This is a genomic window from Microbacterium sp. DMC48, assembly GCF_056313825.1.
The window spans coordinates 275,988-299,107 of record NZ_JBQUZN010000005.1; the positions used below are offsets into that span (position 1 = coordinate 275,988).

Sequence of the window (23,120 nt, forward strand, 5' to 3'; positions counted from 1 at the left end):
CCCACCCCGCGAAACCCCGTTTCGACTCGCTCGCTCCGCTCACTCGCTCAACGACCGGGGAGGTTGCGGGCGCTACGGCAGCAGCTCGCTGCGCAGCAGGTCGACGAGGCCCTGCGCGGCGGCGGTCAGGGGGCGACGGCGCGACCACGCGAGAGACACCTCGAACGCCGGAACGGCGTCGTCGAGCGGGACGATGCGCACCGGCATCCGCGGGGCGGGGTCGGCGAACGGACGCCCCGAGTCCGACGAGGCCGCCAGCGCCGCGAAGCGCGGCACGATCGCCAGGCCCAGTCCCTGCGGGACGTACGCGGCGGCCGTGGAAAGATCGGCGACCTCGATGAGCACACGGCGCGACACCCCGGCGTGGGCGAAGGCATCATCGACGATGCGCCGCGACCCGTAACCCGGCGGCAGATCCACGAAGCTCTCCCCCTCGAGCATCCCGAGCGTCACCCCCTCGGCATCCGCGAGGGGATGCGTGCCGGGCACGACGAGCACGTACGGCGATGCGGCGACGGCCTCGCCCCGCAGGCTCGCCGGAAGCGCGTCGACGACCGCGAGCAGCGCCAGGTCGATCTCGCCGCGTTCGAGCTGCGCGACCAGGCCCGACGATCCCAGCCCCGTCGCGCGCAGCTGCACCGCGACGGCGGGGTGCCGCGCGTGATAGCGGCCCAGCAGCCCCGGCACGTCGATAAGATCGACGCCCGTCATGAGCCCCATCGTGACGGCTCCTCGCAGCTCGGTCGCCGCGGAGGCGACCGCCTCGCCGATCTCGCGCATCTGCTCGAGCACCGCCTGAGCGCGCGTCAGCAACTCCTCCCCGGCACCGGTGAGTCGGATCTGCCGATGAGAACGGTCGAACAGCTCGACGCCCAGTTCACGTTCCAACTCGCGCACGGTGGTCGACACCGCCGACTGCGCGAGCAGCAGGCTGTCGGCCGCCCGCGTGAAGCTCATCTCTCGGGCAACGGCGACGAAGATGGAGAGGTGGCGCACATCCATGCCTCGATCATGCCGCCCTCATCGACGTGACGGAAATCATCTGCGAATCAGATGATTCGCATCGCCGACGCCGTCTTCCTCGCCCGACGCCGGCGACGGAGCATGGAGTCATGAGTATCGCCGCCGTCGCCACCGCATCTCCGTCGCCCTCCGACACGCACGTGCCAACGCCGCCCGCGGGACGTCGCGCTGCCGACCGCGTCGTCGACGTGCTCATGGCGCACGGCGTGCGGTGGGTGTTCGGCGTGCCCGGGGCGAAGATCGACCCCGTCTTCGACGCGCTCGCGGCGGTGCAGGGGGTCGCCGGGGCGCCGCAGCTGATCACGTGCCGCACCGAGCAGAACGCGGTCTTCATGGCCGCCGCGGTCGGCCGGCTCACCGGCATTCCCGGTGTCGTGCTGGTCACCAGCGGCCCCGGCACCGCGAACCTTGCGACGGGGCTGCTCACCGCGACGACCGAGGGCGACCCGGTGGTCGCGATCTGCGGCGCGGTGTCGCGCACACAGCACCTGAAGCGGGCACACCAGGCGATGGATGCCGTCGGCATGCTGCAGACCGTCACGGTCTCGGCCGCCGAGGTCACCGCCGCCGACAACGCCGCCGAGGCGATCGTGAACGCGTTCCGCGCCGCGACGCGCGAACCCCGCGGCGCCGCCGCCGTGGTGCTCCCCTACGACGTGTCGACCGCGACGACGGCGATCGGCTTCCGCGATGCGATCGTGCCCGCCGTCACCGGCGGGGCGGCCTCGGCATCCGTCGATCGCGCCGCCGCGCTGCTGCGCGAGGCCCGATTCCCCGTGATCCTCGCCGGGGCCCGCAGCGGTGATCCCCGCACCGTCGACGCCCTTCACGCGCTGCTGCGCGCCACCGGGCTGCCGGTCGTGGAGACCTTCCAGGCCGCCGGCATCATCTCGCGCGAGCTCGAACACCACTACCTCGGACGTGTGGGTTTCGCCCGCAATCAGCCCGGCGACGTGCTGCTGCACCACGCCGACCTCGTGCTCACCGTCGGCTACGACCCCGTCGAGTTCGTGCCCGCGGAATGGAACGCCGGCAAGGACCGCCGCATCGTCCACATCGACACCATCCCGGCCGACATCGACAACGACTATCGACCGACGGTCGAACTCGTCGGCGATCTCGCCACGAGCCTCGTCGACCTACTCCTCGCCGTGGACGGCGCGGGCCTTCCCCTCGAGCACGATGCCGAGACCGCCCGCATCGTCGACCGTGAGCGCACCCGCCTCGCCGAGAACACCGACCTCGGCGACCCCGACCACGACGACGCGTTCGGCCTCGACCCCGTCGCGGTCGTCGCCGGCATCCGCGCCGCCCTCCCCGACGCCGCCACCGTGCTCTGCGACGTCGGCTCGAACTACCTCTACATGGCGCGCCACTTCCGCACCTACCGACCGCGCTCGCTCCTGTTCTCCAACGGGCAGCAGACCCTCGGCGTCGCCCTGCCCTGGGCCATCGCGGCCAGCCTCGCCGACGCGGGCGCGCCAGTCGTGTCCGTGTCGGGCGACGGGGGGTTCCTCTACTCCGCCGTCGAGCTGGAGACCGCCGTGCGCGTCGGGGCGAGCTTCACGCACATCGTGTTCAACGACTCCGCCTACGACATGGTCGCCTTCCAGCAGGTCGAGAAATACGGACGCACCGCGGCGGTCGAACTCGGCGCCTACGACGTGGTGGCGTTCGCGGAGTCGTTCGGCGCCCACGGCCACCGGGTCACCCGCATCGACGACCTCGTTCCGACGATCCTCGCCGCGATCGCCGAACCCGGCCCCTCGGTGATCGACGTGCCCGTCGACTACCGCGACAACCTGCGCCGCCTGGGCGGCGACCTGCTCGCCGACGTGCTGCTGTGAGCAGACTCCGGCCTCGCGGCATCCACCCTCCCTCCTCCCGAAAGGACAGCGCATGAGCGCCGAACGTCACACCCTGTTCCAGACGAGCCTCATGGCCGCGCTGCTGGACGGCATCTACGAAGACGACATGACGGTCGGCGAACTGCTCGAGCACGGCGATTTCGGCATCGGCACGTTCAACGCCCTCGACGGCGAGATGGTCGTCGTCGACGGCGTCGCCTACCGCCTGCGCGGCGACGGCACCGCCGCCGCGGCATCCGCCGACTCGGCGACGCCGTACGCGGTGGTGACCGACTTCGTGCCCACCCTCACGCGGACGCTGCCCGACGGCGTCACGCGCGCCGAGGCCTCGGCCGCGATCGATGCGATCACCGCGTCGGCCAACTACATGTACGCGCTGCGCATCACGGGGCGCTTCCGGCGGGTGACCGCCCGGACGGTCACCCGCCAGCAGAAGCCGTACCGACCGATGACCGAGGCCACCGACGACGATGCCGTGCTGCAGTTCGACGAGGTCGACGGCACGATCGTCGCCTTCCGCACCCCGCTGTACGAGCAGGGCATCGGCGTTCCCGGATGCCACGCGCACTTCATCGACGACGGACGCACGCGCGGCGGCCACGTGCTCGACTTCGTGCTGGATCACGGCACGGTCGAGCTGTGCCTGTGCACCGACCTGCACCTGCGCCTGCCGCTGACGACGGAGTTCCGCGAGGCGGCCCTCGCCCCCGACGACCTGGCCGACCAGCTCGCCAAGACCGAGCAGCACGCCGGCCGCGCCTGACCCCCTCTCTCCCCCTCCCGCGAGCCGCCACGAACGCGCCGATCCGCCATGATGCTGCGCGCAAAATCATGGCGGCTCGGCGAAAAGATGGCGGCTCGGCGGGGGTGGGGGGGTGGGGAGGTCAGCGGAAGTCGCGGGAGCGGTGGCGCACGCCGACGCGCAGGTCTTCGAAGGCGTCGGCGACGAGGTTGGTGACGCCTTCGGGCGACCGCTCGAGCATGCCGCGGGCGATGAGGGCGGGCGCATCGCGCAGCACGCGGCGATAGCGGTCCCAGACGCCTTTCGAGCAGATGACGTTGACGAGGCCGTGCTCGTCTTCGAGGTTGATGAAGGTGATGCCGGATGCCGTCGCCGGCCGCTGCCGGTGCGTGACCAGGCCCGCGACCTCGACCCGGCGGCCGACCTCGTGCGTGCGCAGCTCTCGCGAGGTGAGCACGCCGCGGGCATCCAGCGGGGCACGGTAGTGCGTGAGGGGGTGATCGTCGGTCGAGATGCCCGTGGCCCACAGGTCCGCGGCCAGCACGTCGTAGGTCGAGGGGTCGCCGAACAGCGGCGGCTGCACGGCGACGAGCGAGTCGGGCAGGAACTCGGGCAGATCCTGTGCCGCGTCGCCGGCCAACCAGATGCCCTCGCGACGGCTGACGCCCATGCTCTCGAAGGCGCCCGCCGTCGCCAATGCCTCCACCTGTGCGGCGGTGGCACCCGTCCGCCGCACGAGGTCGCGCAGGTCACGGAACGGCCCGTCGGCGTCGCGGGTGGCGACGATGCGTTCCGCGAGCCGCTCTCCCACCCCGGTGACCGCCGCAAGTCCCAGCCGCACCGCGTGGCCGGCGTCGCGACGGTGGGCGGCCGAGACGTCGGGAGCGGTGATGTCGAACAGGGGCACGGGAGGCTGGTGACGATCGGTGCAGGAGGGGATGCCGGTGGGAGCGCCGCTGCCGTCGGCATCGAGGGGCTCGAGCCCGGCATCCACCCCGGAGGCGTGCAGGTCGGGACGACGCACGACGACACCGTGGCGGCGGGCGTCGGCGGTGAGGGTCGCCGGCGAGTAGAACCCCATCGGCTGCGCACGCAGCAGAGCCGCCAAGAACGCCCCGGGGTAGTGCAGCTTCAGCCATGACGAGGCGTAGACGAGCAGCGCGAACGACAGGGAGTGGCTCTCGGCGAAGCCGAAGTTCGCGAACGCCTGGATCTTCGCGTAGATGTCGTCGGCGACGGCTCCCACCAGACCGTTGCGCGCCATGCCGTCGTAGAGCTTCTGGCGCACCGACTCGATGCGCTCGATGCCGCGCTTGGAGCCCATGGCCCGGCGCAGCACGTCGGCATCCTCTCCGGTGAGGTCGCCGACGGCCATGCCCATCTGCATCAGCTGCTCTTGGAACACCGGCACCCCGAGGGTGCGCTCCAACACCGGGATGAGCTTCTCGTGCGCATACGTCGGCTCCTCCAGCCCGAGCTTGCGCCGCACGTACGGGTGCACCGCCCCGCCCTGGATGGGTCCGGGCCGGATCAGCGCGATCTCGATCACCAGGTCGTAGAACCGCCGTGGCTGCAGTCTCGGCAACAGCCCCATCTGCGCGCGCGATTCGACCTGGAACACGCCGATCGAATCCGCGCGGCACAGCATGTCGTAGACGGCCGCCTCCTCCTTCGGAATGCTCTGCAGCGTCCAGGTCTCGCCCGTCGCCTCCGCGATGAGGTCGAAGCAGTACTGCAGCGCGGCGAGCATGCCGAGTCCGAGCAGGTCGAACTTCACGAGCCCCATCCAGGCGGCGTCGTCCTTGTCCCACTGGATGACGGTGCGATTCTCCATCCGCGCGTGCTCGATGGGCACCACCTCCCCCACCGGCCGCTCGGTGAGCACCATGCCCCCGGAGTGGATGCCGAGATGGCGGGGCGCCTTCAGCAGCTCACCGGCGTACGCGAGCACCCGGTCGGGGATGTCGTGCGCGCCGGCGACGGCGCCGTCCCACCGCTCCACCTGCTTCGACCAGGCGTCCTGCTGCCCGGGCGAGTGCCCGAGCGCCTTGGCCATGTCGCGCACCGCGTTCTTCGGTCGGTACTGGATGACGTTCGCGACCTGCGCCGCGCGCTCACGTCCGTACTCGTCGAAGACCCACTGGATGATCTCCTCCCGCCGATCAGAGTCGAAATCGACGTCGATGTCGGGCTCTTCCTCCCGCATCGCCGACAGGAAGCGCTCGAAGGGCAGGTTGTAGAAGATCGAGTCGATCGCGGTGATGCCCAGCAGGTAGCACACCGCGCTGTTGGCGGCCGATCCCCGCCCCTGGCAGAGGATGCCGCGCCGACGTGCCTCGGCCACGATGCCGTGCACGATCAGGAAGTAGCCGGGGAAGTCCTTCTGCTCGATGACGCCGAGTTCCTTCTCGATGCGGGCCCGCCCGTCGCCGTCGAGGTCGGGGTACATGTGTGGCACCGCGTCCCAGACGAGCCGGCGCAGCCACGACATCGGCGTATGCCCTTCGGGGACGGGGAGCTTCGGCAGCGCGGGCTTGGCGCGGCGCAGCGGGAAGGCGAGTTCGTCGGCGAGGGCGACCGTGCGGGCGATCGCACCGGGATAGCGCCGGAACCGCCGCGTCATCTCGGCGCCCGAGCGCAGGTGTGCGCTCGCATGCGACGGCAGCCACCCGTCGAGCTCGTCCAGCCCTCGATTCGCCCGCACCGCCGCGACCGCCGCCGCCAGATGCACACGTTCGGGAACCGCGTAGTGCACGTTGTTGCTGGCCAGCACCGGAAGGCCGCGTGCGGCGGCCAGAGCGGCCAGCACATCGTTGTCGCGGGTGTCGGTGGGGGCGCCGTGGTCGATCAGCTCGACGAAGACCGCCTCGCGGCCGAACAGGCTGACGAGCCGGTCGAGCGCCGATGCGGCCGCATCCGCACCTCCGGCGGCGAGCGCCTGCCGCACGGCGCCCTTGCGGCATCCGGTGAGCACCGCCCAGTGCCCGCCACCGCGATCGGCGAGATCATCGAGGTCGTACCAGGGACGCCCCTTCTCACCGCCGGCGAGCTGGGCATGCGTGATCGCGGCGGCGAGACGGTGATACCCCTCTTCGCCGCGGGCCAGCACGAGCAGGTGCGATCCGAGCGGATCGGCGGCGCCCGACCGGGCGGGGCTCGGTGCACTCAGCAATCCGGCCGGCGGCGCCCCCAGGTCCGCACGGCCACCCGCACCGCCACCCGCGCCGTCGCCGAGCGTCAGCTCCGCGCCGAAGACGGTCTTCAGCTGCAGCTGCTCCGCCGCCTCGGCGAAGCGGGCGATGCCGTAGAACCCGTCGTGGTCGGTGATCGCGAGGGCGTGTAGCCCCAATCGCTCCGCCTCCTCGGCGAGCTCGGCCGGCGACGACGCCCCGTCGAGAAAGGAGAACGACGAGTGCGCGTGCAACTCGGCATAGGGAACGGCATCCGCGGGGCGTTCGATCGGGGGCGGCTCGTACTTTCCGCGTTTGCGCGAGAAGGCCGGGCCGTCACCGCCGTCGGGTTGTTTGTCGCCGCCGATGTCGGGAGAGCCCAGCAGCCGCGCCATCTCCGACCAGCGCACCGACGGATTGTTGAAGCCCATCAGTCGTACCTCCCCTCGATCTGCCAGACGCCCTCCTCGCACACCAGCAGCCATGCCCCCTGGGCGTCGTCGACCATCTGGAAGCGATGCGCTCGTCGCGCTCGGGCGGGATCCCACTCGCGTTCGATGACCGGCCACGGCCCGGCCCAGGTGCGGATGCCGCGGCGTCTGCCCCCGAGCTCGATCACGGTCGGCATCGCCGTGGGCTCGCCCCGCGCATCGACCGCGATCATGTCGCCGTCGTCGTCGAGCACCGCCACCGGCACGCCCTCGGCGAACACCGCCGAGGGCAGCGGGTCGGGAAGGCTCCCGGGCCAGGGCCGCTCGCCGGCCTGCAGGTCGCCCGCGACATCGCCCCACGGCACGAGGCGCTGCCGCTCGCCCAGCCAGCGCCCTCCGCCGACGGCCGGGGTCAGCACGCCCTGATGGCCGAGCATCGCCTGTACGCGGGAGAGTGCGCGGTGCACGCGCTCCTCGGGCCCCGACCCGAACAGACGTGCGGTGTGGTGGGCGGCGGCATCCACCGCCTCGGGTTCGATCCGCACCCGGCCCACGGCGCTACGCAGCTGTCCGGGCAGGTGATTCGGCAGCGCACCGTTCTTTCCCCCGCCCGGGCTCTGCTCGGCGAGCTGCCAGCGCACCCGGTCGACGACGGCTGCCGCATCGAAAGCCCCCGGGTGCAGCCAGACCCGTTCACTGCGCTCGCCGCGATCACCGGTCAGCACGACACGCAGCTCGGTGCAGACCAGCCCCTGCGCACCCAGACGGGAGACGAACTCCGCGGCGGGAACCCGCAGGGCGAAGGCGATCTGATCGGCGGTCTCCACGGGCGGCTCGAACGCCACCTCGCGGTGGAGTTCAGGCGGCGGTGTGCGAGCGGTGACCGGTCGGGGATCGCGGCCGGAGGACAGCGCGTACAACCACTGGCCACGGGTGCCGAAGCGCTCCACCAGACGGTCGGCGCCCAGCGCGGCGACCTCCCCCACCGTCTGCACCCCGAGCCGGCCGAACAGCGAGGCCAGCTCCTCATCGAGCACGACGACCGGCAAAGGGGCGAGGAAGTCCGCCGCGGTGCCGGCGGGCACGATCCGCACCGGATCCTCGCGGCGGGTGCCGGAGCGCGCCGCCTGTTCGGCCGTGAAGGTGCCGTCGGCGATGCCCACGCGCACGTCGTCGATGCCCAGCGCGACGATCGCTCCGGCCAGCACGGTGGCGGCGGCCGCCTCGCCGCCGAAGTAGCGCGCCGGCCCCCGGGCGCGCAGCGCGCACAGTCCGGGCTGCATCACCTGCACGTTCGGCGCGACCTCTTCGATCGCCGCGATCAGAGGGGCGAACGCGCGGTGATCGCGCACGGCGTCGGCATCCACCACGGTCAGCTGCGGGCAGCGCGCCTGGGCATCGCGGCGGCGCATACGCCGGCGCACACCCGCGGCACGCGCCGCGGCCGAGCAGGCGACGACCGCCCCCTTCTCGAACACGGCGATCGGCTCCGCGGCGTCGAGGGGGTCGTCGCCGTCGCGGGTGGTCGCGACGATCGGCCAGTCGGGCACCCAGACCACCAGGCTCCGCGGCGGGGTGCCCGCAGGGAGGACAGTCATCTCATACCGCCCGTCGCATCGGCACGGGTTCGGGCAGGCGCGTGCGGGTGGGCTGCGATTCGCCGCCCAGGCGGCCCCGGTCGTCGGGCAGCATCAGGCGCCGTGAGCGCGGCACCGGCGCCCGGCGGCTGGTCACGGTGACCGTGAGCTCACGGCCCGACAGGATGCCGTGCCCTGCGCCGAGGCCCGACCACGACGGATCGGACACATCGATCATGGCCTCCGTCTGCGGCCACGGCCCCTGGACGAGCAGCACCGCCTCGCGCTCGCGCATGCGGGCGGCCAGCCGGGCCACCTCGCTGTCCTTCGCCCGCGACGGCGGGCGCACCGCGACCACCGACAGCACGTCGGCGAGGGTCGAGGTGACGGCCAACCACCGCTCTCCGGGGTCGGGCACCAGCACGAGCCGCGACAGGTCGACCCCGGCAGCGCGGGCCGCTTCGACGCCCACGTGCGGCATGCCGACGACGGCGCACCACGACCCGGCCTGCGAGGGCTCTGCGAGCAGGGCGAACAGCAGCGCCATCGACCGTCCGAGCGCGTAGGCTCCCCCTGTTCGCAGTCCGCCGCCGGGCAGCAGCTCCGCCAGCGCCGGGGCGACGGGGAGCACGGGCGTGTCGAGGCGACGCCCCTGCATACGCTCCATCTGAGCGCGCAGGGTGCTCACGGTGCCCGCGACATCCGCGGCAGCAACGGTCCCCACGATCGGCCTCACTTCGACAGATTAGAACATGTATTCGAGTACTTCAATGTGCTTTTCTCGAAGATAGGAACGGGTTCGGACATTGCGCGCCGGCGCGCACATCTGCCCGAAACATGCGGCTGATAGGACGGACGGCATGACCGGATCGCTCACCCTCACCGGCGCCGCCCGCATCGTGGAACGCTTCGACGACCCCGCCCGCGACCGCGGCGGCGACCTCGTGATCCGAGGCGGACGGGTCACCACCGCGGCATCCGCACCGTCGCCGGACGAAAGCGTCGACACCCTCGACGCGGACGGCGGCATCGTCACCCCCGGCCTCGTCAACGCGCATCACCACCTGCTGCAGTCGGGCTTTCGCACCCTTCCCGGCACCCGCGGCGTGCCGATGCGCGAGTGGCTGCCGGCCATGGCCGCCGCCTACGCCGACGCCCGGATCGACGCGTCCCTGGTCGGTGCGACCGCCGGGGTCGGCGTGGCCGAGTCGCTGCTGAGCGGGGTGACGACGGTCGCCGACCATCAGCTCAACTGGCCCGACCCGGCGCGCAGCGACGATCCCGTCGGCGACACCGTGGCCATCGCGCGGGCGATCGCCGATGCCGCCGCGGCACTCGGCGCCCGGCTCGTGTTCGTCCGCGGCTCGGCGCGCGACGCGCCGGATGCCGCGGCGGCGAGCGCAGACGCCATCGTGCGCGCCCTGCTCCCCGACGCCGCGGCATCCTCTCCGGGCGGCACGAGCGCCGACGGCATGCTGCAGCTCGCCGTCGGTCCCGCCGGCGTGCACTCCGACAGCGAGGAGACCTTCCGCGCGTTGGGCGACGTCGCCCGACGCCACGGGCTGCGCCGGCGCACCCAGGCGAACGAGCAGGTCGACACCGAGATCGCCCTGGCCCGCTATGGCCGCCGGCCCCTGGACCTCCTCGAGGAATGGGGCTGGCTCGAGCCGGGGGTGACGATCGCGCACCTGTGCGACGTCACCGACGACGAGATCGTGCGACTGGGCGCCGCCGGCATCACCGCGACCCACGCTCCGGGCTGCGACGTGCCGATGGGCTGGGGCATCGCTCCGGTGCGCCGCCTGCAGGAGGCCGGCATCACGGTGGGACTGGGCACCTCCGGCGGCGGCTCCAACGACGCCGGGCACCTGCTCGCCGATGCGCGGCTGGCGATGCAGGTGTCGGGCATGGTCGGCACCGCCCTCCCGGCCCGTGACGTGCTCGCCATGGCCACCTCGGGTGGTGCGAGCGGCCTCGGACGCGCCGACCTCGGCATTCTGACTCCGGGAGCGGCGGGCGATCTCTGCGTCTGGGATGTCTCCGGGGTCGCCGACGCCGGAGTGGCCGACCCGGTCGCGGGCCTGCTCTGGGCCCATCCGGGACGCCGCCCTCGCCATGTCGTGGTCGCGGGACGCGTCGTCGTCCGCGACTACCGGCTGGTCACCGCCGACGAAGACGCCCTCACCGGGGCCCTCCGGGAGCGCGTCGGCCGGTGAGCGTCGCGGCGCCGTTCCGGCATCGCGTCAGGCGTCGAGCACGATCCGCGGGCACGCTGCGCGCGAGACGCACACCATCATGACCGCGCTCTGCTCGCGCTCGAGCGGCGTGAGCACGGAGTCGCGGTGCTCGATCTCGCCCTCCAGGACGGGCACCTCGCAGGTGCCGCACGTCCCGCGACGGCAGCTGGAGAGCACCATCGTCGTGGGGCTCTGCTCCTCGATCGCCTCCAGCACCGACTGCCCGGGCTGCACGGTCACGATGTCGCCCGACAGGGCGAGCTCGACCTCGAACGGGTCCGGCCAGACGGGCTCGCCGTACTCGATCGCCTCGAACCGCTCGACGTGCAGCGCTGCGGCGCGGCCGGCGGCTTCGAAACCGTCCTCGAGGGCGGCGATCAGCCGGGCGGGTCCGCACGCGTAGACCGGACCGCCGTCACCCGCGGCATCCACCAGCCCGGCCACATCCAGACGTGCCCCACTGTCGGCGGGGTACAGACGCACCCGCCCCGCGCCACCGTCGAGCGCGCGCAGCTCGTCGACGAATGCCATCGTCGACAGCGACCGTCCGGCGTAGTCGAGGGTCCACTCCGCTCCGGCCTGCGCCGCCGCCCGCACCATGCCGAGAAGGGGCGTGATCCCGATGCCCCCGGCGACGAAGCGGTGGGTGACGGCGGGAACGATCTCGTACGCGAAGTGGTTGCGCGGTCCGCGCACGCGCAGGCGCTGCCCCACCTGCACCTCCTCGTGCACCCGCACCGATCCGCCCCGTCCCTCGTCTTCGCGCAGCACCGCGACCCGCCAGGTGGAGCGGTCGGCCGCGTCACCGCAGAGCGAGTACTGCCGTTCGACGCGCTCGGCCGCGGGCACGCGCGCGTCGGAGAAGATCAGATCGACGTGCGATCCGGGCTCCCACGCCGGCAGATCGCGGCCGTTGTGCGCGACGAGGTCCAGCGCCACGATCCCGTCGGCCAGCACGGTGCGGGCGGCGACCACGAGGTCACGTTCGACGTCACTGAAGTAGCTCATGGCTCCCACTCTCTCCGCTCGCGCAGCGCCCCCGCGTGCGAGGGCGGCGACCGGCCGCACTCTTCGCGCGGATTTAACACGGCCGCAATCCCGACAGGCCTGGCAGGAAACACGTCGAGCGTTTACTGATTCTCACCCGATGTTGGCCATACCAACAACACTGCACGACACCGCAGACCCCGAGGAGGACGATCAGATGGACGCCGAACTCCTGCAGCCGGGCCAGCGCATCGCCGCCCTGACCGGCCTCACCGCCTGCGGCGAGATCGGCGACCGCCTGGCCTTCGCGGGCGGCGTCGTGGTCGACGCCGATGCGTCCCAGCTCGCGGGCGGCGCCGGCGGCGAGACGGTCGATGCGACGGGCTGGATCGCCCTGCCGCCCCTGGCGGATCTGCACGCCCACCTCGACAAGGGCTACACCTGGACCTCGTTCGGCCAGCCCGAGGGATCGCTCGACGACGCGATCGCGTGCTGGATCGACCACGGCGAGAACCACTCCTCCGACGACATCAAGACCGGCGCCCGGCGGCACCTGGTGGCCGCGCTGCACGCCGGTGTCACGGCCGTGCGCTCGCACACGAACTACCACCTGGGCGACGACCCCCTCCGCGGAGTGCGCGCCCTCATCGAGCTGCGCGACGAGTTCGCCGGCATCGTCGACCTGCAGATCGTCGCCAGCCCCGGCGCGTCCGACGGCCCCGACGACCTCGGACGCGCCGCGGTGGCCCTCGGCATCGACCTCATCGGCGGTTTTCCCCACCTCGCCGAGGACCCCCGCGCCGATCTGGAGCGCAACGCCGCCTTCGCCGAAGAGTTCGGCCTCGGCATGGACCTGCACACCGACGAGACGCTCGACGCGGCATCCACGGGTCTCGCCGAGCTCGCCGCCCGCACGCGGCACTGGCCTGCCGGCGTGATCCGCTCGGCGGGGCACTGCGTGAGCCTGTCCATGCAGGATGCCGAGACCCGCGCCCGCACCCTCGCCGCCGTCGCCGAGGCCGGCGTCTCGATCATCACCAACCCGCTGACCAACCTCTACCTGCAGGGCTGGCAGCATCCGATCGCCACACCCCGCGGCATCCCGCCGCTGCGCGAGATCCTCGCCGCCGGCATCACGCTGGCCGCCGGCGGCGACAACGTGCAGGACCCGTTCAACCCGCTCGGCAACGCCGACATGGTCGATGTCGCCTCCGAGCTCGTCGTCGCCGGTCACCTCACGCCCGCCGAAGCCTGGCACGTCAGCTCGCACGGCGGCCGCGCCGCATTCGGACTGCCGCCGGCGCGAGGACGCGTCGGCGACGTCGCCGACGTCGTGCTCGTGCGCGCCGCGCACACCGCCGAGGCCCTCGCCGAGCGCGCGCCCGACCGCATCGTCATCCGCGACGGGCGCGTGATCGCCGTCCGCCGCCGCGTGGTCAGCAGCGTGCTCGACCTGCGCGCCGTGCCGACTCCGCCCTCCGCCCCGACCTCCGAGGGAGCACTGCTATGAGCACCGCCATCGACTCGACCGCCGCCCCGGTCACCGCCGCGACAGCGGTGGACGCCACCACCGCGCCGACGCTCGCCTTCACCGACGTCGCCAAGGTCTTCGCCACCGGGACGCGCGCCCTGGAGGGCGTGTCGATCGACGTCCGTCCCGGCGAGTTCGTGTCGGTGGTCGGCCCCTCCGGCTGCGGAAAGTCGACCCTGCTGCGCCTGGCCGCCGGCCTCGACGACGCCACCGAGGGCGTGGTCGACGTCCGCGCCGACACGACGAGCTTCGTCTTCCAGGAGGCGACCCTGCTCGAGTGGCGGACGGCCCAGCGCAACGTCGAGCTGGTGGGCGAGCTCGCCGGTGTCGGGGCGGCCGAGCGCCGCCGTCGCGCCGCGGAGACCCTCGAGCTGGTCGGCCTGAAGGGCTTCGAGAACCAGCACCCGCGGGCACTGTCCGGCGGCATGCGCATGCGCGTCTCGATCGCGCGCGCGCTGGTCGCCGAGCCGCAGCTCGCCCTGTTCGACGAGCCGTTCGGCGCCCTCGACGAGATCACCCGCCTGAAGATGCAGACCGAGCTGCAACGCCTGTTCCAGCTCAAAGGGTTCGCCGCGATGTTCATCACGCACTCGATCTCCGAAGCCGTCTACCTCTCCAGCCGCGTGCTCGTGATGAGCGGTCGCCCCGGCCGCATCGTCGACGACATCGAGCTGCCCTGGTCCTACCCCCGATCCCCCGAGTTGCGATACGAACCCGAGTTCGGACGCATCGTCGGACACCTCTCGCACGCTTTGGAGGCGCACTCGTGAGCCAGAACCTCGCCCTGAAGGCCCCGGCCTCGCTCGCCGACACGTCCGCGTCCGGCTCGCCCGCTTCATCGGCGGCGGATGCCGCGGCATCCGCCGAGACGACGACCGCCTCGATGGCCGCCCGTCGCCCCCGCGCCCGCAGCGCCGGGTCGGTCGCCCGCGGCGCCTGGTCGCGGGCCATGCCGATCGTCGCGGCGCTGATCGGCATCATCGCGATCTGGTACGCGGTGTCGTACCTGCTGCTCAGCGAGAGCCGCCGCTTCCTGCTGCCGCCTCCCCACCAGGTGCTGGCCGAGACGATCGGCAACGACAAGGTGATCGGCCCGATGATCGCCGCCCTCGGCCAGACCATCACGGTCGCCCTCATCGGCCTCGCGATCGCCGTCCTCATCGGCATGGGGTGGGCGATCGTCATGTCGCAGTGGACCCTCGCCGAGAAGATCCTCTACCCGTACGCCGTGATCCTGCAGACGATCCCGATCCTCGCGCTCACGCCGCTGATCGGCATCTGGATGGGCTACGGGCTTCCCGCCCGCATCGTGGTCTGCGTCATCATCGCGGTGTTCCCGATGATCTCCAACACGCTGTTCGGCCTGCAGTCGGCCACGCCCGCCGCCCACGACCTGTTCACGCTGCAGAAGGCCACGAAGTGGCAGCGGATGACGAAGCTCATGCTGCCCGCAGCCATCCCGTCGATCTTCACAGGCCTGCGCCAATCGGCCGGCCTCGCCGTCATCGGCGCCATCGTCGGAGACTTCTTCTTCCAGCAGGGCAGCCAGGGCATCGGTGGGTTGCTGCGCACCTACACGCTGCGCCTGAACATGGAGCCGCTGTTCCTCGCGATCATCTTCACGGCTCTGTTCGGTGTGATCGTCTTCTCGATCTTCGCCGCGCTGGACCGCGTCGTCGTCGGTCGGCTGTTCGGCGTCGCCACCCGCTGACGCACCTCTTCTTTCCCTCCCTGCACCACGAACACGCACCACCCGTCTGTCCACACCGCACCCGAAGCCTTCCAGGAGGACACCGTGTCACAGCCCGCCTTTCTCTCCCGCCGCGTGATCGCACGCACCGTCGCGATCGGAGCGCTCGCCGCCACCGTCGCCGCCGTCGCGGGATGTTCCAGCACCGACGCCGCGGCTCCGGCGACCTCCTCGGCGGCGAACGTCGCCGAGAAGGGCGGCCCGCTCGACCTCGCCAGCGTCTGCCCGGCGACCGTCGTCATGCAGCAGGACTGGCAGCCCGAGTCCGAGCACGGCGCCATGTACAACCTCGTCGGCGACGGCTACACCGTCGACACCGACAAGAAGACGGTCACCGGTCCCCTGGTCGTCGACGGCACCGACACCGGTGTCAAGATCGAGGTGCGCTCCGGCGGCCCCGCGGTCAACTTCCAGCCCGTCCCGGCCCTGATGTACCTCGACACCGACATCCTCATCGGTGCGGTCAACACCGACGCCGCGATCGTCGCGAACGCCGACCAGCCCACCGTCGCGGTGACCTCGCAGCTGACCTTCAGCCCGCAGATCCTCATGTGGGACCCGGCGAGCCACAACGGCGCGACGACGATCAAGGAGGCCGCGTCCGGCGGCGACCCGATCGTCACCTCCGGCGACGTGATCCCGAACCTCCTGCTCTCGCAGGGCATCATCACGAAGTCGCAGATCGACACGAGCTACGAGGGCACCCCGCAGCGCTTCGTCTCCGATCCGAAGATCCTGCAGCAGGGCTTCGCGACCGCCGAGCCCTACATCTACAAGAACGAGATCTCGCAGTGGGGCAAGGACGTCGGCTACCAGCTGCTGTCCGAGCTCGGCTACAACATCTACCCCGAGCCGCTCGCGGTGCGAAAGGCCGACGTCACCGACAAGGCCGACTGCCTGAAGAAGCTCGTGCCGATCATGCAGCAGTCGCAGATCGACTTCCTCAACGCGCCCGAGCACGGCAACGCCGTGATCCTCGACCTCGTCGAGAAGTACGACACGGGCTGGACCTACTCCGAGGGCGTCGCGCAGTTCTCCGTCGACCAGCAGAAGAAGCTGGGGCTCGTCGCCAACGACAAGGCATCGGGCGTGTTCGGTCAGTTCGACCCCGACCGTATGGCGTCGATCGTGAAGGACTTCACGCCCTTCCTCGTCACCGCCGGCAGCATCACGCAGGCCGCCGCGTCGGCGATCGATCCGTCCGAGCTCTACACGAACCAGTTCATCGACACGTCGATCAAGATGAACTGACCGTCCTCACCGCCGATGCCCTGACTCCCTCCGCGGGGTCAGGGCATCGGCGTGTTCTCAGAGCGTCGCGGTCACCCGCTCTGCCACCGTGTCCAGGCGGGCAGCGGCCTGCTCCGCCCGCTCCCCCGCGGCGCGCAGTCGCTGCAGGGTCGGAGCATCGACTCCCGCACCGGCGGCGCTCGTGGTGTTCCCACGGATGTTGACGGCGGTCGAGCGGATGCCGCAGGCGAGCATTCGCGCCGCGACGGCGACATCGGGGGCCAGACGCGCCTCGCCGAAGCGCTCCAGCCAGAGGAGGGTGCCGTCCAGGGATGCCGCGAGCGCGACCAGATCGGCACCGGCATCCGCAGCGGCGACGGTGGCGGTGCGCAGCGCCTCCTCGCGCCCAGGGTCGTCGGTCGGGCGCCGGAAGGCGGCGACGAGCAGGCCCGACATCCGCCCGTCGTGCTCCGCGGCGGCGAGCGCTTCGCCGCGCACCCGGGTCGCCGTGGCGACGAGCTCCGCCGCCGCGTCTGCCCGGACGTACCCGGCCGCCATGGCGACCAGGGCGGCACCGGTGGCGATCACGATCCCGGCGGCGGCGCCCCCACCGGGATCGGGCACGGGCGCGGACAGCTTCTCCAGCCAGTCGTCGAGGCGGGAGGCGGCAAGCTCGGACATCGGCATGGGCCTCACTCTAGGGCCCGCGCACCGCGTGATTTCGCGCCGACATCGACGCACACGCGACCGTAACACCGGCGAAACGGCGGGCTTCTACAGTGGCATTGTTGGCGACACCAACATCGTCGGACCGGCCCGCGAACGCGAGAGGAGCACCCGTGACCGCTTCTCTGCGCCTGCAGGAGGCGACACGGCGCTGCCCGAAACGCATGGTCCACGGGCCCTGCGGCGGTGTCACGATCGACGGCGGCTGCGAAGTGCCCGGCATCCGATGCTCGTTCGTCGATGACGCCGCGGTGCTGCGTCATCTGGAGTTCTCCACCGCAGAGGTGGACGCCCCGGTCGCCGCCCGCGACAGCGGCGACGCGCTGCCGGTCCTGCCGCGAGGAGAGGCGTCGACGGCGTTCGCGGCCCTGGTCGACGCGGGTGCGGTCATCACGGCCGACCTTCCGGTGCGTTCCGTCGACCCGGGCGTCATCACCGAGGCGGGCGTGCGACTGCGAGAGCTGACCGCCGTGATCGCCGGTGAGCCGCCCGGACTGCGGGAGGCGCTGAGCCCGACCCACAAGGCGCTCCTGCTCGCCGCGGCCGGCTCACGCGTGGTGGCAGGCCTCACCTGCCGCGACCGCAACCGCGTCGCGCTCGAGGGTGAGCTCGCCGCGCTCGCCGACCTGGGCGTGTCCGGCATCCTGGCGGTGACCGGCGATCACCCTGCCTCCACCGCCCTCCCGCAGGCGCAGCCGGTCTTCGACCTCGACGCGACACGTCTCGCGGCGCTCGCCCGCCGGGCCGGGCTCTTCGTCGCCGTGGCCGAACAGCCCTCCGCGCCGCCGGTCGACTACCGTCCCACCCGTCTCGCGCGCAAAGCGCACGCCGGGGCGGAACTCGGCATCCTGAACCTCTGCGGCGACCTCGCCGAGATCCGCCGCTTCACCGCCGCTCTGGCAACCACGGCGACTCCCGTGCCGGTTCTCGTGTCGGTTCCGGTGCTCACGTCGGCCGCGACGACCCGACGGCTGGCCGCGCTTCCCGGGGTCGGACTGCCGGACGAACTCGTCAGGGCGGTGGCCGGCGCCGACGACCCGGTGGAGTCGGGCATCGCCGCCGCCGTCGCCTGGGCGCACCGTGCACTCGCGATCCCCGGGGTCGTGGGCGTCCACCTGTCGGCGATCGCGGCTGGGGCCACCGAGCCGCCCGATCGGGCGGACGCCGCCGAACTCGCCGCGGTCGATGCTCTGGCGTCGGCAGCGGCGCGACTGCGGGCCGTGATCGCCGCGGATGCGATCGTCGCCGAAACGGCGGGCGACGCATGAGCGTCGTGACGCCGACGCCCGCGGCGCTGTCCAGCCGCGTCGCCGGGTGCCCGAAGTCGATGGCCTACGGTCCCTGCGGCGGAGTGAACGCCGACGGCACGTGCGAGGTGCACCCGACCCCGTGCGTGTTCCTCGCTCGTGAGCTGCCCGTACGCTGGACGGGCGCTGTGGCGCGTGCGACGGATCCGGAGTCCGGCTCCGGTGACCCGTCGACGACATCGACACTCGCCGGGCGCGAGCTGGTCGCGATCGCGGCGCGGCGACCACTCGTGTTCACGGGCTTTCCCGTGCGTGCCTTGCGCGCCGACGCCGTGGGCGCGACGGCCGAGGCTCTCCTCGGCAGCGTCGACGCCGTCCTGTCCGGCGACGCCGGACGCTCCCGCGTGCAGTTTCCTCCGTCCTACCGTGCGGCGCTGATCGGCGCGACCGGGCTGCGACTGTGGATGGGGTTCAACACCCGCGACCGCAACCGCACCGCTCTGGAGCGCGAGCTGCTCTCGCTGCGGGCCCTGGGTGTCGCCGGGGTGCACTGCGTCACGGGCGATCACACGCAGACGGGCGACCGCCCCGACGCACGCCCCGTGTTCGACCTCGAATCGACCACGACGCTCCCGCGCGCGGCCGCCCTCGGGCTTCTCACCTCGTTCGCCGAGTCGCCCGCCGCCCCGCCCATCGCCGAACGCGGGGCACGCGTCGCCGAGAAGCAGCGCGCCGGAGGGAGGATGTGCCTCACGCAGTACGCCGGGGATTCCGAGGAGGTCGCCGCCTTCGTGGCGCTCTGCCGCGCGGCCGGCTCCGACGTGCCGGTGCTTCCCGGCGTTCCTCTCGTGGTCGATCGCGAGGGCGCTGAGCTGCTCGCCTCCTTCCACGCCGCGAAGCTGCCTTCCGGCTTCATCGATCGCCTCTTCGCCGCGCGCGACGTGCGCACGGAGGGCATCCGCCTCGCCGTCGAGTACGGACACGACCTGATCGCGACGGGCGACGTTGGCGGCGTGGTCATCGCCGGAGGTGCCCGACCCGGGGATGAGGCCGCCTACGCCGCGGACCTCGCCACGGTCGCACGCGAGCTCGGAGGCGGGTCGTGATCCGCTTCTCAGTGCGCTCCGGCGCTGCCTTCCTTGACGGTGAGGACCTGCACGCTCTCACCCGGATCGGTGCGCCAGCGGTGACGTATGCCGCCTTGGTAATACACGGCATCCCCCGCTTCCAGAGCGAACTCCTCGGCCTCCAGCACCACCACGAGTCGTCCCTGGAGCACGTAGACGAACTCCTCCTCGTCGTGCACCCACCACAGGTCCTCGGTGAAAGTCCCCGACATCACCATCGGCACGAAGCGCGGATGATCGCGGGCGAGCACCCGCATCGGGCTGCCCCCGGCGTCCAGGGGGGTCGCTTCGCTCGCCCGGAAGACGTGGAAGCTGCCCGCGCCTCTCGGCGCCGCGTCGGCGTCGTCGGTCAGCAGCGCCTGCTGCGTGGTGCCCAGCGCCTGCGCGACGCGGAACAGCGACGTCATGCTCATCCGTTCCAGCCCGCGCTCGACCTGGCTCAGGAACGAGTGCGACAGCTCCGCCTGCACCGCGACCTGGGTGAGCGTCATCCCGCGACTCTGGCGCAGCGCCCGGATCCGGGCGCCCAGCGCCCGCGACGCGGATGCGGGCCCGTCGTCACCCGGGGCGCCACGGCGCGAGGAGGCGGCATCCGACATGACTGAAGACTATGACACACGAAAGGAAACCGAGATGACCGGCGCGACCCCCACCGACGTCCTCGATCCCGCGGCGACTGTCGCCGCGCCGACCCCCGACTACGCCGCCCTCGAGGCGGACCTGGCCGCCGCGCTCGGACCCCGCGGCATCTCCAGCGACCCGCGTCAGCGCGAGAAGGCATCGGTCGACGGCGCGCGCATGTCGCCGATCATCGCCGAGCAGCTTCCGCTCGGCGTCGCCGACCTCGTCGCCTTCCCCGCGGATGCCGAGCAGATCGCGGAGACCGTCCGCATCGCCGTGGCGCACGGTGCGCCGGTGACGCCGCGCGGAAAGGGCACCGGCAACTACGGCCAGGCGATCCCCATGCCCGGCGGACTCGTGCTCGACACCTCCCGCGCCCGCGCGATCGTCGAGGTCGGCGACGGGTGGATCACGGCCGAGGCGGGCGCTCCGATGGCTACCCTCGAGCTCGCCGCCCGCCAGCACGGCCAGCAGCTGTGGATGTACCCCTCGACAGTGCACTCGACGCTCGGAGGGTTCCTCTCCGGCGGCTCCGGCGGCACCGGTTCGATCGCGCACGGCAGCAACCACGAGGGCTTCGTCGTGGCACTGGACGTCGTGACCCCGGCATCCGAAGGCGCGCTCGTGCACGTCGAGGGCGACGACGCTCTCGGCTACGTGCACAACTACGGCACCGCGGGCATCATCGCGCGTGCCACGGTGCGCCTCGAGCCGATGAACGACTGGCGCGGGCTCTACGCGTCTTTCGAGGACTTCGCCGGCTCGATGTCGGTTCTCCAGCGTCTGGCGGCGCTGAGCCCGACCCCGCGGCTCGTCTCCGCCGATGATCCGCACGTGTCGGCCCAGCTTCCGCCGGACCCGGCCTTCCCGGAGGGGCGCAGCTCGCTGCGCACGATCATCGACGCGAGCCTGGTCGAGGAGGCCTCGCACATCATCACGGCCGCCGGCGGCCGCATCGAAGACGTGCGCGAAGGCCCCCAGGTCTCGGCCGCGATCTCGGTGCTCAGCTACAACCACCCGATCGAATGGCTGCAGAAGTCCGAGCCGGGCGTCTACTTCCACGTCGAGGTGGGCGGCGACGCGCTCATCGATCGCCACGACGAGGTCATGGCCGTCTACCCCGGCGCGCACCTGCACATCGAGGCGACGGCGCTGCGTCCGATCGGCATGCTCGCCGGTGTCTACGAGAGCCCGGAACAGGTCGCCGACGGCATCGCCGCGCTCACCGCCCTCGGCGTCGGCGTCCACAGCCCGCACCAGTGGAACGTGGACTTCCGCCTGCCCGAGACGGTCGCACTCGCCCGCAGCACCGACCCGCGGGGCCTGCTCAACCCCGGCAAGCTCAACCCGGACTACGCCGGTCCGGTGAAGGGATCCATCCGATGACCGCCGCGTTCACGCCTCCGTTCACCCCGAGATCCCGCCACTGGGCCGACCTGTCCGGGCCTGCGCTCACGGCGGCGCTCACGGAAAGGTCGATCGCCGTCGTGCCGATCGGCGCGATCGAGCACCACGGCCCGCATCTGCCTCTGCGCACCGACGCCCTCGTCGCCGAGGCGATCGCCACCGCCGCGGTCGAACGGGTCGCCGCCGACGGCATCGACGCGTGGGTGCTGCCGACGATCAGCTACGCCAAGTCCGACGAACACCACTGGGCGCCCGGCACCGTCTGGCTCGAAGGCACGACGGTGTTGGAGACGCTGGTCGACATCGGCCGCTCCATCTCGATGACACCGGCCACGACCGTCGTGTTCGTCAACGGACACGGCGGCAACGTGATGCTGCTCGGCTGGGCCAATCGCGAACTGCGCCGGCGTTTCGGCCTGCGCACGTTCTCGATGCCGGCGACCGCCGCCGGAGCCGGCGACGGTCTCGACGGCCGGCCCGACGAGAAGGGCCAGGGCATCCACGGCGGCTTCTCGGAGACCTCGCTGGTCATGCACCTCGCCCCTCACCTCGTCGCCCCCGAGATGCCGGCGCGGAACATCCCCGAACACATCGCGGGTCTCACCCACATCGGCTTCAACCGCAAGCCGGTGATGTTCGGCTGGACGAGCGACGACTTCGGCCCGGAAGGAGTGATCGGAGACGCGACCGGCGCGAACGCCGCGCACGGCAAGGAGCTCTACGAGCGCGGGGTCGACTTCGTGTGCGAAGCGCTCGCCGAGATCGACGGGTTCGTGTTCGGGTGACGGCTTCCTACGCTCCCGGCATCCCACCCGCGCCCGTGGTGATCGATCACGACAGCGACCCGGTGCAATCCGACACGCCCCTCGCCGACCCCCTCGCCCTCGCCCGCGAATGGCTTCCGGGTCCGGGCGAGGATCGCCTGCTGATGACGGTGTCCACCATCGGCCTCGACGGACTGCCCGACGCACGCACGACGATGCTGAGCGACTTCGACGGGGAACGATTCTTCTTCCACACCGACGCCGACAGCCGCAAGGCCGCCGAACTCGCCGCCGACCCCGGCGTCGCGCTCACGATCCTGTGGCCCGGGTTCACCCGCCAGCTGGTCGTGCAGGGCACGGCGTCACGCTCCTCGCGCGCCGAGTCCGACGAGGCGTATCGGCGGCGCTCGCCCTACCTCCAGCAGCTCGCGTGGCAGAACACTCCCGCTTTCGCGCAGCTGCCGCTCGCCGAACGGCGCGCACGCTGGGACGAGTTCCTGCGGGCGCACGGCGGTGCCGGCGAACCTTCCTTCACCCCGCCCGCGTCGTGGGCTGGATTCGCCGTCACACCGCACCGCCTGGTGTTCTGGGTCTCGAACCCACTCGCCGCCAGCCGCCGCATCGCCTACACGCGCGACGCCGACAGCTGGATTCTCGCGGCGCTGCCCGGCTGAACCCGCCG

The 23,120-nt window shown here is 72.0% G+C and carries 19 protein-coding genes; 12 read left to right on the plus strand and 7 right to left on the minus strand.

Annotated features, from left to right (window positions below; translation table 11 throughout):
- Positions 1-72: 72 nt before the first annotated feature.
- A complete protein-coding gene (locus ACT53O_RS10400) occupies positions 73-1,002 on the minus strand; it encodes a LysR family transcriptional regulator (RefSeq protein WP_476152258.1) in 930 nt (309 codons plus the stop codon).
- Between the two features lie 110 nt (positions 1,003-1,112).
- On the opposite strand from ACT53O_RS10400, the gene alsS reads away from it, so the two are divergent.
- Positions 1,113-2,870 (plus strand): acetolactate synthase AlsS, encoded by a 1,758-nt coding sequence (gene alsS, locus ACT53O_RS10405; protein WP_476152260.1) that lies wholly within the window; start codon positions 1,113-1,115, stop codon positions 2,868-2,870.
- A 52-nt stretch (positions 2,871-2,922) separates the two neighbouring features.
- Positions 2,923-3,654 carry an acetolactate decarboxylase gene (gene budA, locus ACT53O_RS10410; protein WP_112931002.1) on the plus strand — a complete coding sequence of 244 codons (732 nt, stop codon included), beginning with the start codon at positions 2,923-2,925 and terminating at the stop codon, positions 3,652-3,654.
- A gap of 121 nt (positions 3,655-3,775) precedes the next feature.
- Here budA and ACT53O_RS10415 read toward each other — a convergent pair whose 3' ends face one another.
- Genes ACT53O_RS10415 through ACT53O_RS10425 form a run of 3 tightly spaced genes read right to left on the minus strand, consistent with a single transcriptional unit; the run spans position 3,776 to position 9,535 of the window.
- Positions 3,776-7,234: an error-prone DNA polymerase gene (locus ACT53O_RS10415; protein WP_476152621.1), complete on the minus strand. Its 3,459-nt coding sequence runs from the start codon at positions 7,232-7,234 to the stop codon at positions 3,776-3,778.
- Complete coding sequence (locus ACT53O_RS10420) at positions 7,234-8,832, minus strand: Y-family DNA polymerase (protein ID WP_378792109.1); 1,599 nt, start codon at positions 8,830-8,832, stop codon at positions 7,234-7,236. The genes ACT53O_RS10415 and ACT53O_RS10420 overlap by 1 nt, the downstream gene beginning before the upstream one ends.
- Before the next feature lies 1 nt (position 8,833).
- Positions 8,834-9,535, minus strand: a complete 702-nt coding sequence (locus ACT53O_RS10425) for a hypothetical protein (RefSeq protein WP_036316531.1) — start codon at positions 9,533-9,535, stop codon at positions 8,834-8,836.
- A 136-nt stretch (positions 9,536-9,671) separates the two neighbouring features.
- Between ACT53O_RS10425 and ACT53O_RS10430 the strand changes: the two genes are divergently transcribed.
- Positions 9,672-11,027, plus strand: coding sequence for an amidohydrolase family protein (locus ACT53O_RS10430; protein ID WP_347417505.1), 1,356 nt, complete (start codon positions 9,672-9,674; stop codon positions 11,025-11,027).
- Positions 11,028-11,054: 27 nt separating this feature from the next.
- Here the strand turns inward: ACT53O_RS10430 and ACT53O_RS10435 are convergent, their stop codons facing one another.
- A complete protein-coding gene (locus tag ACT53O_RS10435) occupies positions 11,055-12,056 on the minus strand; it encodes a PDR/VanB family oxidoreductase (protein WP_039411933.1) in 1,002 nt (333 codons plus the stop codon).
- 139 nt (positions 12,057-12,195) lie between these two features.
- Between ACT53O_RS10435 and ACT53O_RS10440 the strand changes: the two genes are divergently transcribed.
- The 4 genes from ACT53O_RS10440 to ACT53O_RS10455 all read left to right on the plus strand — a co-directional run bounded on the left by ACT53O_RS10440 (position 12,196) and on the right by ACT53O_RS10455 (position 16,567).
- Positions 12,196-13,545, plus strand: a complete 1,350-nt coding sequence (locus tag ACT53O_RS10440) for an amidohydrolase family protein (protein ID WP_476152264.1) — start codon at positions 12,196-12,198, stop codon at positions 13,543-13,545.
- Positions 13,542-14,336, plus strand: a complete 795-nt coding sequence (locus ACT53O_RS10445) for an ABC transporter ATP-binding protein (RefSeq protein WP_476152266.1) — start codon at positions 13,542-13,544, stop codon at positions 14,334-14,336. The genes ACT53O_RS10440 and ACT53O_RS10445 overlap by 4 nt, the downstream gene beginning before the upstream one ends.
- Positions 14,333-15,277, plus strand: a complete 945-nt coding sequence (locus ACT53O_RS10450; protein ID WP_112930995.1) for an ABC transporter permease — start codon at positions 14,333-14,335, stop codon at positions 15,275-15,277. Before ACT53O_RS10445 ends, ACT53O_RS10450 begins: the two co-directional genes overlap by 4 nt.
- Before the next feature lie 84 nt (positions 15,278-15,361).
- On the plus strand, positions 15,362-16,567 hold the full coding sequence (locus ACT53O_RS10455) for a hypothetical protein (protein WP_476152268.1): 1,206 nt from the start codon (positions 15,362-15,364) through the stop codon (positions 16,565-16,567).
- Positions 16,568-16,624: 57 nt separating this feature from the next.
- On the opposite strand, the gene ACT53O_RS10460 is transcribed toward ACT53O_RS10455, so the two are convergent.
- Positions 16,625-17,233 (minus strand): cyclodeaminase/cyclohydrolase family protein, encoded by a 609-nt coding sequence (locus ACT53O_RS10460; protein ID WP_476152270.1) that lies wholly within the window; start codon positions 17,231-17,233, stop codon positions 16,625-16,627.
- A gap of 152 nt (positions 17,234-17,385) precedes the next feature.
- On the opposite strand from ACT53O_RS10460, the gene ACT53O_RS10465 reads away from it, so the two are divergent.
- A complete protein-coding gene (locus ACT53O_RS10465) occupies positions 17,386-18,540 on the plus strand; it encodes a methylenetetrahydrofolate reductase (protein WP_476152272.1) in 1,155 nt (384 codons plus the stop codon).
- The gene (locus ACT53O_RS10470) at positions 18,537-19,625 is read left to right on the plus strand and encodes a methylenetetrahydrofolate reductase C-terminal domain-containing protein (RefSeq protein ID WP_476152274.1); all 1,089 of its coding nucleotides are present in this window, start codon (positions 18,537-18,539) and stop codon (positions 19,623-19,625) included. The genes ACT53O_RS10465 and ACT53O_RS10470 overlap by 4 nt, the downstream gene beginning before the upstream one ends.
- A gap of 8 nt (positions 19,626-19,633) precedes the next feature.
- On the opposite strand, the gene ACT53O_RS10475 is transcribed toward ACT53O_RS10470, so the two are convergent.
- The gene (locus ACT53O_RS10475; protein ID WP_036316547.1) at positions 19,634-20,245 is read right to left on the minus strand and encodes a helix-turn-helix domain-containing protein; all 612 of its coding nucleotides are present in this window, start codon (positions 20,243-20,245) and stop codon (positions 19,634-19,636) included.
- 34 nt (positions 20,246-20,279) lie between these two features.
- Here ACT53O_RS10475 and ACT53O_RS10480 point away from each other — a divergent pair, with 34 nt between their 5' ends.
- Genes ACT53O_RS10480 through ACT53O_RS10490 form a run of 3 tightly spaced genes read left to right on the plus strand, consistent with a single transcriptional unit; the run spans position 20,280 to position 23,112 of the window.
- Positions 20,280-21,653, plus strand: a complete 1,374-nt coding sequence (locus ACT53O_RS10480) for an FAD-binding oxidoreductase (RefSeq protein WP_476152276.1) — start codon at positions 20,280-20,282, stop codon at positions 21,651-21,653.
- Positions 21,650-22,459, plus strand: a complete 810-nt coding sequence (locus tag ACT53O_RS10485) for a creatininase family protein (protein ID WP_112930989.1) — start codon at positions 21,650-21,652, stop codon at positions 22,457-22,459. Before ACT53O_RS10480 ends, ACT53O_RS10485 begins: the two co-directional genes overlap by 4 nt.
- Positions 22,456-23,112 (plus strand): pyridoxine/pyridoxamine 5'-phosphate oxidase, encoded by a 657-nt coding sequence (locus tag ACT53O_RS10490; RefSeq protein ID WP_476152278.1) that lies wholly within the window; start codon positions 22,456-22,458, stop codon positions 23,110-23,112. The genes ACT53O_RS10485 and ACT53O_RS10490 overlap by 4 nt, the downstream gene beginning before the upstream one ends.
- The last annotated feature ends 8 nt before the right edge of the window (positions 23,113-23,120 follow it).

Bases quoted from the DNA above. Each gene is read 5' to 3' on its own strand.
- ACT53O_RS10400 (WP_476152258.1), bottom strand. From the start codon at position 1,002: ATGGATGTGCGCCACCTCTCCATCTTCGTCGCCGTTGCCCGAGAGATG.
- alsS (WP_476152260.1), top strand. From the start codon at position 1,113: ATGAGTATCGCCGCCGTCGCCACCGCATCTCCGTCGCCCTCCGACACG.
- budA (WP_112931002.1), top strand. From the start codon at position 2,923: ATGAGCGCCGAACGTCACACCCTGTTCCAGACGAGCCTCATGGCCGCG.
- ACT53O_RS10415 (WP_476152621.1), bottom strand. From the start codon at position 7,234: ATGGGCTTCAACAATCCGTCGGTGCGCTGGTCGGAGATGGCGCGGCTG.
- ACT53O_RS10420 (WP_378792109.1), bottom strand. From the start codon at position 8,832: ATGACTGTCCTCCCTGCGGGCACCCCGCCGCGGAGCCTGGTGGTCTGG.
- ACT53O_RS10430 (WP_347417505.1), top strand. From the start codon at position 9,672: ATGACCGGATCGCTCACCCTCACCGGCGCCGCCCGCATCGTGGAACGC.
- ACT53O_RS10435 (WP_039411933.1), bottom strand. From the start codon at position 12,056: ATGAGCTACTTCAGTGACGTCGAACGTGACCTCGTGGTCGCCGCCCGC.
- ACT53O_RS10440 (WP_476152264.1), top strand. From the start codon at position 12,196: ATGTTGGCCATACCAACAACACTGCACGACACCGCAGACCCCGAGGAG.
- ACT53O_RS10445 (WP_476152266.1), top strand. From the start codon at position 13,542: ATGAGCACCGCCATCGACTCGACCGCCGCCCCGGTCACCGCCGCGACA.
- ACT53O_RS10460 (WP_476152270.1), bottom strand. From the start codon at position 17,233: ATGCCGATGTCCGAGCTTGCCGCCTCCCGCCTCGACGACTGGCTGGAG.
- ACT53O_RS10470 (WP_476152274.1), top strand. From the start codon at position 18,537: ATGAGCGTCGTGACGCCGACGCCCGCGGCGCTGTCCAGCCGCGTCGCC.
- ACT53O_RS10475 (WP_036316547.1), bottom strand. From the start codon at position 20,245: ATGTCGGATGCCGCCTCCTCGCGCCGTGGCGCCCCGGGTGACGACGGG.
- ACT53O_RS10480 (WP_476152276.1), top strand. From the start codon at position 20,280: ATGACCGGCGCGACCCCCACCGACGTCCTCGATCCCGCGGCGACTGTC.
- ACT53O_RS10485 (WP_112930989.1), top strand. From the start codon at position 21,650: ATGACCGCCGCGTTCACGCCTCCGTTCACCCCGAGATCCCGCCACTGG.